Origin of the sequence: Furfurilactobacillus siliginis (assembly GCF_001437435.1) — a bacterium.
In the GTDB taxonomy this organism is placed as follows: Bacteria; Bacillota; Bacilli; order Lactobacillales; family Lactobacillaceae; genus Furfurilactobacillus; species Furfurilactobacillus siliginis.
The window spans coordinates 562-12,531 of record NZ_JQCB01000021.1; the positions used below are offsets into that span (position 1 = coordinate 562).

10 protein-coding genes, 8 tRNA genes, 1 riboswitch and 1 other annotated feature are annotated in these 11,970 nt (G+C 44.8%); of the genes, 14 read left to right on the plus strand and 4 right to left on the minus strand.

The genetic code is table 11. The features are described from left to right. The first annotated feature begins 8 nt into the window (after positions 1-8). The 9 genes from IV55_RS09485 (at position 9) to msrA (ending at position 1,767) form a co-directional block, all read left to right on the plus strand. Positions 9-82 (plus strand) — tRNA-Asp (locus tag IV55_RS09485). A gap of 30 nt (positions 83-112) precedes the next feature. Then, positions 113-185, plus strand: a tRNA-Phe gene (locus IV55_RS09490). A gap of 11 nt (positions 186-196) precedes the next feature. Next, positions 197-277: transfer RNA gene (locus tag IV55_RS09495), tRNA-Tyr, on the plus strand. Between the two features lie 5 nt (positions 278-282). Further along, a tRNA-Trp gene (locus tag IV55_RS09500) sits at positions 283-353 on the plus strand. A 15-nt stretch (positions 354-368) separates the two neighbouring features. After that, positions 369-441, plus strand: a tRNA-His gene (locus tag IV55_RS09505). An 8-nt stretch (positions 442-449) separates the two neighbouring features. Continuing rightward, positions 450-521, plus strand: a tRNA-Gln gene (locus IV55_RS09510). A gap of 45 nt (positions 522-566) precedes the next feature. After that, positions 567-652: transfer RNA gene (locus IV55_RS09515), tRNA-Leu, on the plus strand. Positions 653-737: 85 nt separating this feature from the next. Further along, positions 738-808, plus strand: a tRNA-Cys gene (locus IV55_RS09520). A 116-nt stretch (positions 809-924) separates the two neighbouring features. Then, complete coding sequence (gene msrA, locus IV55_RS09525) at positions 925-1,767, plus strand: peptide-methionine (S)-S-oxide reductase MsrA (RefSeq protein ID WP_057811631.1); 843 nt, start codon at positions 925-927, stop codon at positions 1,765-1,767. A gap of 175 nt (positions 1,768-1,942) precedes the next feature. On the opposite strand, the gene IV55_RS09530 is transcribed toward msrA, so the two are convergent. Continuing rightward, entirely contained in the window at positions 1,943-2,473 is a 531-nt protein-coding gene (locus IV55_RS09530) for a hypothetical protein (protein ID WP_057811633.1), read from the minus strand. A gap of 127 nt (positions 2,474-2,600) precedes the next feature. Between IV55_RS09530 and IV55_RS09535 the strand changes: the two genes are divergently transcribed. Next, complete coding sequence (locus IV55_RS09535; RefSeq protein ID WP_057811635.1) at positions 2,601-3,164, plus strand: DNA-3-methyladenine glycosylase I; 564 nt, start codon at positions 2,601-2,603, stop codon at positions 3,162-3,164. Between the two features lie 235 nt (positions 3,165-3,399). Here the strand turns inward: IV55_RS09535 and IV55_RS09540 are convergent, their stop codons facing one another. Beyond that, the gene (locus IV55_RS09540) at positions 3,400-4,149 is read right to left on the minus strand and encodes a hypothetical protein (protein WP_057811638.1); all 750 of its coding nucleotides are present in this window, start codon (positions 4,147-4,149) and stop codon (positions 3,400-3,402) included. Positions 4,150-4,249: 100 nt separating this feature from the next. Next, positions 4,250-4,346, plus strand: a riboswitch (SMK box riboswitch). On the opposite strand from IV55_RS09540, the gene metK reads away from it, so the two are divergent. The 3 genes from metK to IV55_RS09555 all read left to right on the plus strand — a co-directional run bounded on the left by metK (position 4,344) and on the right by IV55_RS09555 (position 7,715). After that, complete coding sequence (metK, locus tag IV55_RS09545; protein ID WP_057811640.1) at positions 4,344-5,546, plus strand: methionine adenosyltransferase; 1,203 nt, start codon at positions 4,344-4,346, stop codon at positions 5,544-5,546. It overlaps the preceding riboswitch by 3 nt. Positions 5,547-5,631: 85 nt before the next feature. Then, on the plus strand, positions 5,632-7,095 hold the full coding sequence (locus IV55_RS09550) for an MDR family MFS transporter (protein ID WP_057811642.1): 1,464 nt from the start codon (positions 5,632-5,634) through the stop codon (positions 7,093-7,095). 113 nt (positions 7,096-7,208) lie between these two features. Continuing rightward, the gene (locus IV55_RS09555) at positions 7,209-7,715 is read left to right on the plus strand and encodes a MarR family winged helix-turn-helix transcriptional regulator (protein ID WP_057811644.1); all 507 of its coding nucleotides are present in this window, start codon (positions 7,209-7,211) and stop codon (positions 7,713-7,715) included. An 82-nt stretch (positions 7,716-7,797) separates the two neighbouring features. Here IV55_RS09555 and mnmM read toward each other — a convergent pair whose 3' ends face one another. Further along, a complete protein-coding gene (mnmM, locus tag IV55_RS09560) occupies positions 7,798-8,364 on the minus strand; it encodes a tRNA 5-(aminomethyl)-2-thiouridylate-methyltransferase MnmM (protein ID WP_057811646.1) in 567 nt (188 codons plus the stop codon). Positions 8,365-8,375: 11 nt separating this feature from the next. Next, positions 8,376-9,041, minus strand: coding sequence for a phosphatase PAP2 family protein (locus tag IV55_RS09565; protein WP_057811648.1), 666 nt, complete (start codon positions 9,039-9,041; stop codon positions 8,376-8,378). A gap of 105 nt (positions 9,042-9,146) precedes the next feature. Continuing rightward, positions 9,147-9,362, plus strand: a binding site (T-box leader). A 70-nt stretch (positions 9,363-9,432) separates the two neighbouring features. Between IV55_RS09565 and leuS the strand changes: the two genes are divergently transcribed. Continuing rightward, positions 9,433-11,853, plus strand: coding sequence for a leucine--tRNA ligase (leuS, locus tag IV55_RS09570; protein WP_057811650.1), 2,421 nt, complete (start codon positions 9,433-9,435; stop codon positions 11,851-11,853). The last annotated feature ends 117 nt before the right edge of the window (positions 11,854-11,970 follow it).

The following is an 11,970-nucleotide window of genomic DNA, read 5'->3' on the forward strand; positions in this document are numbered from 1 at the left end:
TTAATGATGGTCCCATGGTCCAGTTGGTTAGGACGCCTGCCTGTCACGCAGGAGATCACGAGTTCGAGTCTCGTTGGGACCGTTGTTTATTTTAATAATAACAAGTAGGTATGGCTCGGTAGCTCAGTCGGTAGAGCAATGGATTGAAGCTCCATGTGTCGGCGGTTCGATTCCGTCCCGCGCCATTCATTTGTATGGCGGAATAGCGAAGTGGCTAAACGCAGCGGTCTGTAAAACCGCCCCGAAAGGTTCGTTGGTTCGAATCCAACTTCCGCCATTTATAGGGATATAGTTTAACGGTAGAACGTCGGTCTCCAAAACCGCCGGTGCGGGTTCGATTCCTGCTATCCCTGCTTATTAATATTATGGCGGTATTGGTGAAGTGGTTAACACACTGGTTTGTGGATCCAGCACGCGTGAGTTCGATTCTCACATACCGCCCTTTTTATTGGGATATAGCCAAGTGGTAAGGCAATGGACTTTGACTCCATCATGCGCTGGTTCGAATCCAGCTATCCCAGTTTAGGGTTACCGTTTTTAACGGTTGATCTATAATTTCACAGTTTGCCGCTGTGGCGGAATTGGCAGACGCGCTGGACTCAAAATCCAGTTCCCTTTACCGGGAGTGTGGGTTCGACCCCCACCGGCGGCATATATTAAAGAGCCTTGTGAATACGAATGAGTGTCAGTTTACTGACGGTATCGCTTGTGTTCAGGGGTTCTTTTTGTTTAATGATGGTGGTATAGCCAAGTGGTAAGGCACAGGTCTGCAAAACCTCGATCACCGGTTCGAATCCGGTTACCACCTTATAGAATGTTATTTTGAGACATCCAATTAATTGGATGTCTTTTTGAGTTGTTTTGCTTTAAGAAAAGTAAGTTGCAGCAGTAAAATACATTTTAATGAAGAGGGGGCGGTGACTAGTGAAAGTAAGTCAGGACGATATCTTAGAAAGACTGTATAACTTGATTCTGAATCCTGCTACGCGTGACTGGGAACGACAGCAGCTGGTGAATTTTAAAACCACGGTTGGAACTGGCCAATCATTTAATGGCCAGTTATCGATGTTAATCAGTTACTTGCGGCCGCTTGCGATACGTAATAACTTAACGCCTGATATGATGGATTTTTACCAGTTGATTACTGATGGAAAATTGACTAGTCATGAAGAAACAGATGGCGCCAATGCGAGTCGGAGTGTGAAACATCAGGAACAGGCGATTTTTGCTGGTGGCTGTTTTTGGTGCACTGTGGAGCCGTTTGATCAGATTCCGGGGATCATTTCCGTATTATCTGGATATACCGGTGGACATCTAGAGTCGCCAAGCTATGATGATGTAATTTCGCGGACATCTGGTCATGTTGAGGCTGTTGAGATTACTTACGACAGCCAATTGATCAGTTATCAAGAATTGTTAGATATATATTGGAAAATAATTGATCCAACAGACGCCAATGGGCAGTTTGAGGACCGTGGTGAAAATTACCGACCAATTATCTTCTATGAAAATAAGCAGCAAGAAGTACAAGCCAATGATTCATTGCAAGCAACGATTGATTCTGGCAAATACACACGTCCGATTGTTGTAGAAATAAGACCAGCGCAGAAATTTTGGCCAGCTGAAAATTATCATCAGGAATTTTATAAAAAAAATCCCCGCAGATATCGGGCAATTATGCGAGCGCGTAGAGAATTAATGATGGTCAAGAAAGTTGAACGTATGGTGGACAAGGTTACCGGACGGGGTAATAAAAAAGCGAAATAAAAATTAGTGAGTAGCGAGCAAGACCTAGAACTGCTGTATGGGTTGGGCTAAGACTCGGTATCACTTGTAGCCTGCACAGCGACCTGGCTTTTGTCCCACGTTTTCACTATTTAAGCTCGTAAATCAAAAGGAGAGTTTGGGACAAGATGACCTATGTCCCAAACTCTCAGTGTTTCTAATTATTAATATTTGATGTATCGACACCGTTATCAATTTGATTCTGTAAATTCTGTTTTGCAGAATCAGCTTGTGAGCCATCTTGTTCGTCGCCTGTGGATGTACCCTGGCTTGGTAGTTGTGGGGCGTAATAACGAGGTGCAACATATTGTGGTTGTGATGCTTGACTTGGTGCCTGGGCAGCCTGTTGTTGGCTGCTATCGTCAGCAGTACTTGCAGCACTCGAGGAATCATCTGAAGACGAAGATTCAACAGCTGAGGTATCGGCTGAAGCGGAGTTGGCTGCGGCTTCATCTGCAGCACGGCTCTCTGATTCAGATTTATCTTTGGCGGACTTTTCTTTCGCTTTTGAAATTGAAACAGCATTCGAACTAGCCACTTCACGATTGTGGGCTAATCGACGGCTTTCCGAGCGATCACTTGCTTTTTGTGTATCTGTGTTGCGACTAGATGCTTGGTTAGAGCGACCACAAGCCGTTAAAGTAAGCGCGGTTAGCAAAGTAATTGTCGCGATGACTGTCTTTTTCATAAATATCCTCATCCAAATTAATTAAATATTTGTTCCACTTGTAATAATCGTCTACCATGACTTTATACTGTGTATTGGTACACGTCAACGAAATTTTACTCCAGTAGTGGGTAAGGAGCTTGAATAGATGATTAAACGATGTTCTTGGAGCGACAGCACAGAGATGATGCAGCAATATCACGATCATGAGTGGGGCAAACCATTATACGATGATTACCGCTTGTTTGAATTAATGTGTATGGAAATGTATCAGGCCGGGTTATCTTGGCGAACAGTTTTGAATAAGCGAGCGGCCTTTAATGAAGATTTTTATAACTATGATCTGCATAAAGTTGCTGATATGAGTGAGGCAGATTGGCAGCCCTTGATGCAGGATGCGCGAATCATTAGAAACCGAGCTAAGTTAGCGGCTACTGTGAATAACGCAAAGGCCTTTTTAAAGGTGCAGGCGGACTATGGTAGTTTTGCAGAGTACTGGTGGGGGTTCGTGAATAATCAACCGATTATTAATGACGTGCCCAATGATGCTGCCGTACCTGCTAAAACAGGCTTGTCAGAGATGATTGCCAAAGATTTAAAAAAACGCGGTTTTAAATTTATGGGACCTGTGGCAGTGTATGCGTTTATGCAAGCCAGTGGGTTAGTTGATGATCACTTGAATCAATGCGCTTTTAAAACAGCTGTTAACTAATGCAAATTTAAGAAGTGTACATTTTGTGCACACGGCAAAACGTGTTTGGGACATAAGTCATCTTGTCCCAAACACGTTTTTTGATGATTTATGAACTTAAATAGCAAAAACGTGGGACAACAGTCAAGTCGCTGTGCAGAGGACGAACAACCTACCGGGTTGAAGCCCAATCTGTACGGCCGTTCTAAGTCTTGCTCACGACTTTCCGACTTTTGTCTCACTCGCCATTTTGTATTTAGGCATAAACTAACAGCAACGTGGTAACTAATTCAGCACAAATATAAATTGGTGCCACATAACGCTGTTTAAGGTTTGCAAAATTCACGTTAAATAAAATGGTCAGTACAACTATTGCAATGCCGCAGACGCCCAGTAAGGACCGTCTTAGGACCATAATCACCGCAATCAGTAGAATGCCTGTGATAATCAGTGTTAACTGGCGGCGTTTAAGATTGGTTTCAAAGATTGGTGCCATGAAAAACAGCTGACAAGCAAACAGCGGCAGTAAATTTAGCAGAAAGGTACCAGATAGATAACGGTTTTGGAAGAAGAAAATCGCACAACTAATTGGGAAGGTGGCTAACAGGCTGTAGATGATTAGTCCCCAGACATTCTGTAAGTTGAGCCAACGCTGTTCGATCACCAACCAAAAGCCAGAAAACATGAGTAGCATAATCAGAATTTCCAAGTTGCCACGAATAATGCCAGAAAAGGCTAAGATTAAACTGACTAAAATTGGAACGTGGGCCCACAGTGATTTGAAGTTTGCTTGAAACATCAAAAAACTTGCTAGACTGATAGAGACGGTGTAGGCGAATAACAGTAGTTGGTTAATGTGAAAACTACCGTTAGTCAGCTGCCCATAATGTAATGGGTAGCTCCACCAGATGATGTTTTGGGCAATGACAAAGATGCTAAGTGACACCCATGGTAACTGTTTGAGCCAATTTTGTAGTTTCGTAATGGTCGACGTTGCTGTTTGCATGAGTGGCCTCCTAATCGTTCAATATTTTCATGCTAATCAAGTTCATGGGTAACGTCAATGTAATCCCGCTTTTTTTACCTATGTTTCCGTGTTACCATTACTTAGTTATGAGTTTCGTTCCCGATAGGATAAGGTGGTTTTTCTACCTTAGAGGCCTTGTAACCGGAAATTATTTACGATGGGGGAAACATTTGATGCAAGAAAAACATTTATTTACGTCCGAATCTGTTTCGGAGGGACATCCAGATAAAATTGCTGACCAGATCAGTGATGCCATTTTGGATGCCATTTTAGCACAAGATCCAAAGGCCCGTGTGGCCTGTGAAACATCAGTTACGACTGGTCTCGTATTGGTGTTTGGTGAAATTTCAACGACTGCTTACGTTGATATCCAAAAGACGGTGCGTGACACCATCAAAGCGATTGGTTACACGGATTCAAGATATGGCTTTGACGGTGACACGTGTGCCGTCCTCGTGGCCATTGATGAACAGTCGCCTGATATTGCGCAAGGGGTTGATGATGCCCTTGAACGACGCGCTGGTCAAAGTGATCCACTGGATCAAATCGGTGCGGGAGATCAAGGAATGATGTTCGGGTATGCCATTGATGAAACGCCTGAGCTGATGCCGTTGCCAATTTCGTTGAGTCACGCGTTGATGCGGCAAATTGCACGACTACGTAAGGATGGCACGATTGCATACTTACGCCCAGATGCTAAAGCACAAGTCACCGTGGAATACGATGATGCAGGCAAACCACTACGGGTTGATACGGTTGTGTTATCAACGCAGCATAATCCTGAGGTGACCCTTGATCAGTTACGTGAAGACGTGATTGAGCAGGTGATCAAGCCAGTCATTCCGACAGCTTTGTTGGATGACGACACAAAATACTTAGTAAACCCAACCGGGCGCTTTGTCATTGGTGGTCCACAAGGGGACGCCGGCTTGACTGGGCGTAAAGTCATCGTTGACACATACGGTGGTTACGCGCGTCATGGTGGTGGTGCCTTTTCTGGTAAAGATGCAACGAAGGTTGACCGGTCTGCTTCTTATGCTGCCCGTTACATTGCTAAAAATATCGTTGCTGCTGGCTTGGCCCACAAGATTGAAGTGCAGCTAGCCTATGCGATTGGTGTTGCGCAACCGGTGTCCATTTCAGTTGATACCTTTGGGACTGGCACTGTGTCTGAACAAACTTTAACCGCCGTTATTCGCGAAGTATTTGACCTGCGACCGGCTGGAATTATTAAAATGCTCGACCTACAACGGCCAATTTACAAACAAACGGCTGCTTACGGACACTTTGGTCGTCCTGATTTAGATTTACCATGGGAAAAAACGGACAAAGTGACTGAATTAAAGGCGGCACTGGCGACTCAAACAGTTAAATAATAATGATGATTGTAAAACGATCCCCGGTAGATTGGCCGACTGCAGATACCGGAGGTCGTTTTTATGTGGAAAGAGAGCATTTAAAATGAAAGTACATGCAAAAACGAACGTGGCATTAGTCACTGCCGCTATCTTTGTGGCCACGTTCATGTCAGCGGTGGAAGGAACCATTGTGTCAACGGCCATGCCGACGATCGTAGGTGATCTACATGGTGTGATACTGATGAATTGGGTCTTCTCTATTTATCTACTGACCAACTCATTAGCAACACCGATTTATGGTAAATTAGCGGATCGAATTGGTCGCAAGCCGGTTTTTTTGTTTGGTTTGGCAGTTTTCGTATTCGGATCAGTCATGAGCGGTTTGTCAAATACGATGCTGACGTTGATTTTATGGCGAGCGGTTCAGGGAATCGGCGCCGGTACCATTATGCCAGTTTCATTTACAATAATTGCCGATATTTATCCATTTGAAAAGCGGGCTCAGGTGATGGGGTTAAACGGTGCTGCTTGGGGGATTGCCTCGGTGGTGGCGCCATTGATTGGTGGCTTTATCGTCGATCAACTTAGCTGGCACTGGGTGTTCTTTATCAACGCGCCCATTGGACTGCTAGCAATGTTAATGATTATTATTTTCTTACATGAGCCTAAACAAGCCCCGGCCACATCGCCATTGGATTTGGCCGGCAGTGTTTGGCTAACCGTGACGTTAGTTGGTCTAATGTACGGATTTCAAGTGTTAGGGGAGTCCAATCGCAACTGGATGATTATCGGTGTATGTTTCGTAATCACGGTAATCGGTTTGCTTGGATTCATCCGGCAAGAACGTCGGGCTGCGGATCCTATCATTGACTTGAACTTATTTAAACAGCGCACATTTATTATTCAAAATGGTGTCGCAGCACTAATCTCCGGCTTTTTAATCTGTTTTAACGTGTACATTCCCACGTGGACGCAAGGTTTACTTGGGCTAAAAGCGGCTGAAGCAGGTTTTGCAGTAACACCGAGTTCCGTTATGTGGATTGTGGGGTCGTTTATCGCAGGTCGCTTGATTGGCAAATTTTCGCCACGACAAATCATCATGATTAGCACGGGAATCGTTTTGGTTGGTGCAGCCATTTTAGTTCTGTTACCAGCCAATACGGCTTTTTGGGTCTTTCTATTAGTCTCAGCTGAACTAGGAGTTGGCTTTGGTCTGACGATTACCAGTACGACCGTAACGGTGCAACATCTAGTTGATCCAGCTCATATTGGGATGGCAACCTCATTTAACACGTTATCGCGGAGCCTGTCGCAAACGTTAATGTTGGCGATTTTTGGAATCATGATGAATACAAGTTTGGTACATGGTGTCGCAGCGCATGCCCACACTAATATGGGGATGGTCAATGCACTTATTAACCCGCAAACGGCCACTCGATTGCCACATAATGTGCTGCCAGCATTGCGCGCAACGCTAGCCAGCGGCGTGCATAATGTATTTCTAGTGGCGCTGGTTTTGGTGATTGGCGCGGTCGGTTTGAACCTGCTTGATAGTAAAGGCGAGTAACCATTTAGGAAGTCGATAGTCCATTAACAAAACTTATAAAGTTTTTAGCCATTTTAGTTCCATTTGTGGTATGCTATCGTACAGGAAAAAACTAGGGACAGCTTAGGTGAATAATGACAAATCAAAATGCTGATATTGAATTAATGCAAAGCTACATTGAAGAGTACCTATATGTTGGAAAGTACCTGAATGAATTTGCTTCAGGGCCAGCTAGTGACTACGGAATTTCATTTGATCAGTGGTTGATCATGAACGAAATTGCGCGTTCAAGTGATTTATTGAGTGTTATGGACTTAGCCGACATGCATCGTGTGACGCGTAGTGCAATTTCAAGACAAGTTGCCGGTTTATTGAAGCTAGATTACGTGTACGAAAAAGATGATCCTAATGATCGTCGTCATAAGACACTGCATCTAACTGGCACTGGGCGCGATGTTGAAGCAAAATTGTGGGATAGTGCAAAAGACCGGTTCAAATCATGGATCGATTTGTTCGGCCGTGAAGAATTCCAGCAGGCCTTGGCATTCGTTCGTAAGTTCGATGAAGAAGTTGTTCGTCGCGATGAATGGGGCGCGCGGATCCACAAGGCGCACACAGTGAAGTCTGCCACAAAAAAATAAACACACTGAATGAAATTATTTACGCCAAAAAATTAAGCGAACTCAACTGCGACATAATCGTCGCGGATGAGTTCGCTTTTTATTAACGCTTTTGAATAATTAACAAATAGGGTGGCTGATGTTGTTGATTGATATATTGATATCGTAAAACCTGAAATGTTTTTTGGGGAAGACCGGTTACAAATTGCTCAACTGCAGCAGCTTCCTTTTCGCCACCTGGATGACCGGTGTAAACCATAAGTGTGATAACGCCACTACGGCGTAAGTTGTCACAAGCCGTTTGCAAAGCTGCAATGGTTGACGCAGCTTTGGTTACGACGCTGTGGTCGCCCCCTGGTAAGTAGCCCAAGTTGAACATAACTGCGCTGAGTTGGTCGGTGGCCGTGAGCTTTTGGGCTAACGTTTCATGGCCAGCGTGAATAAGCTCAACTTGTTGTCGTAAACCAGTCAGTGTCAGCATCGTACGTGTTTCATCCAAAGCGGTTTGCTGAATATCGAAGCCAAGGACACGACCAGTTTTACCAACCAGGGCAGCTAGAAAACGAGTGTCGTTACCTTGACCAACCGTTGCGTCCACAACTAAGTCGCCTGGTAAGACGACTTGCTCGATGATTGTATGACTAAATGTTAACGCATTATCTAATTGCATAAGGACACTTCCTAATTGACATGTTTTGCACTGACACTTTCATTTTTGAAGAATAAAAACCGTGAGAGCATTAATTCAAATGTTGCTAGTCCGGCACCAGCTAAGACATCACTGGGAAAATGCACGCCAAGATAAACGCGACTAACAATGATGGTAATGATCAACAGTAGTAGTAACGCGTTGAACACTAAGCGTAACGCAAAGCGGTCAACGTACAGGTTACATAGAATCATTAGTGAACCATACATGAGCACGACATTCATGGAGTGACCGCTGGGGAAGCTGAAACCACCAGCATATACTAAATGCAAAATGGTGGGACGTGGCCGTTCGATCCAGTGCTTGATCAAAGTGTTCACGACCAGTGCAAAGATGCCAACATTGATCAAAAAGAACCCCGCACCAAAACGTTTTTTACGCCACCATAGACCAAGCGTAAAGACCAGCATGACCAACATGGTGAATTTCACATTGCCTAAGCGTGTGATATTGCGAAAGAACCAGGTTCGTTCAGGCGTCACGGGATGGCGAATGAGGTGGGTGAGTGCCTGATCGGTTTGGTGCAGCCATTGGGCGTCAGTCAGTTGTCCCATTAAAAGAACTAAAAAGGTAGCCAAGCCAATTCCGGCGGCGACCCAGCGAATCTGTTGCCATTGTTTACTGGAAAAAACGAGCACGTTTGTACCTCCATAAGTGTTTACCTATAAGTATAGCATTGTGATTGTGAACTGACTTGTCAACAATCTGTAAATTTGCTATGCTATGACCATTATCAAAACAGAATTAACGGTCGCGGATTAGTAAGTATCGGATGGTCTTAAGCGAGCTGACGGGTGGTGTAAGTCAGTGGCTAGCCGATGCTGAACTCACCGTTTTACCTGAGGTAGTGAACGACTTTTGAGTCAGTAGCTAGCTTCGTTTGTCAGCGTTATCGACCCTCAGCGCTTACCGATGTCGGTAAGAAGATAGGTGGCACCGCGGAAGAATTCGCCCTATCGGTTAATGTTTATTAACCGAGGGGCTTTTTTTGTTAATTCTGTTAAATACGCATTCTATAGGAGGAAACAAATGCCTTACGATCACACACAAATTGAACAAAAGTGGCAACAGTTTTGGGATAAGAACAAAACGTTTAAGACGCCTGACTTTTCAGATAAGCCTAAATACTATGCCATGGACATGTTCCCATATCCATCAGGTCAAGGACTGCATGTAGGCCATCCAGAAGGGTATACGGCAACCGATGCCATGAGCCGAATGAAACGGATGCAAGGCTTTAACGTCTTACACCCAATGGGCTGGGACGCGTTTGGCCTGCCTGCAGAACAGTATGCATTAAAGACAGGTCACAATCCCAAGGGCTTCACGGATCAAAATGTCGACGTATTTAGAAAACAAATCAAGTCACTGGGTTTCTCTTATGACTGGGATCGTGAAATCAACACTACGGATCCTAAGTACTATAAGTGGACGCAATGGATTTTTGAACAACTGTATAAAAAAGGGCTCGCCTATGAAGACGAAATCATGGTTAACTGGGCCCCTGACTTTATGGGTGGCACTGTCGTTGCCAATGAAGAAGTTATCGATGGTAAAACGGAACGTGGTGGGTACCCTGTGTACCGTGTCCCAATGCGCCAATGGGTCTTGAAAATTACAGCTTACGCAGATCGTTTGATTGACGACTTGGATGATTTAGATTGGCCTGAAAGTATTAAGGAACAACAGCGTAACTGGATTGGTCGGTCTGAAGGGGCCAGTGTGCGCTTTGCTGTTGCCGGGCAAGCAGATACTAAGATTGAAGTATTCACAACGCGTGCAGATACGTTATTCGGGGCTTCTTATTTGGTTCTAGCGCCTGAACACGAACTGGTTAAATCTTTGACGACGGCAGACCAAGAAGCTGCTGTGGCAGCTTACCAAAAGAAGATTGAATCTAAATCTGATTTGGAACGGACGGATTTGAACAAAGATAAAACCGGTGTCTTCACTGGTGCTTATGGCGTCAACCCAATTAATGGTGAGAAATTGCCAATTTGGATTGCCGATTATGTATTGGCATCATACGGAACCGGTGCCGTGATGGCCGTTCCTGCACATGACACACGTGATTACGAATTTGCCACGAAGTTTGATTTACCAATCAAGCCTGTCATTGAAGGTGGCGATTTAAGCACCGAAGCCTACACAGGTGATGGCACTCACATCAACTCTGGCTTCCTAGACGGCATGGATAAACAAACGGGCATCAAGGCGGCCATTGATTGGTTAGCTGAACACGATGCCGGTGAGAAAAAAGTAAATTACCGGTTACGGGACTGGATCTTCAGTCGTCAACGCTACTGGGGTGAACCAATTCCTGTTATTCACTGGGATGATGGCGAAACGACCTTAGTACCCGAAGACCAATTGCCTTTGACCTTGCCAGATACGGATCAACTTGAGCCTTCTGGAACTGGTGAAAGTCCACTGGCTAACATTGATGACTGGGTAAATGTGACTGATGAAAATGGTCGTCATGGTAAACGGGATACGAATACCATGCCACAATGGGCCGGCTCATCTTGGTACTTCATTCGCTACATCGATCCAGATAACGATGAAGCAATCGCAGATCCAGAAAAATTGAAGTACTGGTTGCCAGTTGACTTATACATTGGTGGGGCAGAGCACGCGGTTCTGCATTTACTGTATGCACGTTTCTGGCATAAGGTATTGTATGACCTAGGCGTCGTACCAACCAAAGAACCATTCCAGAAGTTGGTTAACCAAGGGATGATTTTGGGAAACAACCATGAAAAGATGTCAAAATCGAAGGGGAATGTGATTAACCCCGATGACATCGTTAATAAGTACGGTGCCGATACGTTGCGTCTGTACGAAATGTTCATGGGCCCATTGGAAGAATCAAAGCCATGGAGTGAAGATGGTATCAACGGTGCCTACAAGTGGATTCAACGTGTTTGGCGCTTACTGATCGACGATAATAATGAACTCCGTGACCGTGTTACGACCATTAACGACGGTAAGTTGGATAAGGTTTACAACGAAACTGTTAAAAAAGTGACTGAAGATTACGAACGGATGCACTTTAACACGGCTATTTCACAGATGATGGTCTTTGTTAACGAAGCACACAAAGTTGACGACCTTCCCGTTGAATACATGGAAGGATTCGTGAAAATGTTAGCGCCATTAGTGCCACACGTGGCTGAAGAACTATGGGGCTACTTCCACGAATCAGATACGCTGACGTACCAATCTTGGCCAACCTTTGATGCGACTAAGCTAGTCGAAGCAACTGTCGAAGTTGTGCTACAGGTCAATGGTAAGGTGAAGAGCCATGTCACCGTTGATAAGGACATCAGTAAAGATGATTTAGAAAAATTAGCTTTGGCTGATGAACACATGCAAAATGCCATCGGCGACGCAACAGTCCGCAAAGTAATCGTGGTCCCAGGCAAAATCGTCAACGTGGTAGCAAAATAACAGAGAGTGAGCTGACCCGGGTAAGACTCGAGCAATTGCAAAGACGGTGGTTGTGGGCGCTTTTGGCCCATAACCGGCGGCTAGGCAATGCACAGGGTCTTGGGTCAGCGAACTCGT

Coding starts and splice junctions, on each gene's coding strand:
- IV55_RS09550 (WP_057811642.1), top strand. CDS start 5,632: ATGAAAGTACATGCAAAAACGAACGTGGCATTAGTCACTGCCGCTATC.
- IV55_RS09540 (WP_057811638.1), bottom strand. CDS start 4,149: ATGCAAACAGCAACGTCGACCATTACGAAACTACAAAATTGGCTCAAA.
- mnmM (WP_057811646.1), bottom strand. CDS start 8,364: ATGCAATTAGATAATGCGTTAACATTTAGTCATACAATCATCGAGCAA.
- metK (WP_057811640.1), top strand. CDS start 4,344: ATGCAAGAAAAACATTTATTTACGTCCGAATCTGTTTCGGAGGGACAT.
- leuS (WP_057811650.1), top strand. CDS start 9,433: ATGCCTTACGATCACACACAAATTGAACAAAAGTGGCAACAGTTTTGG.
- IV55_RS09530 (WP_057811633.1), bottom strand. CDS start 2,473: ATGAAAAAGACAGTCATCGCGACAATTACTTTGCTAACCGCGCTTACT.
- IV55_RS09555 (WP_057811644.1), top strand. CDS start 7,209: ATGACAAATCAAAATGCTGATATTGAATTAATGCAAAGCTACATTGAA.
- IV55_RS09535 (WP_057811635.1), top strand. CDS start 2,601: ATGATTAAACGATGTTCTTGGAGCGACAGCACAGAGATGATGCAGCAA.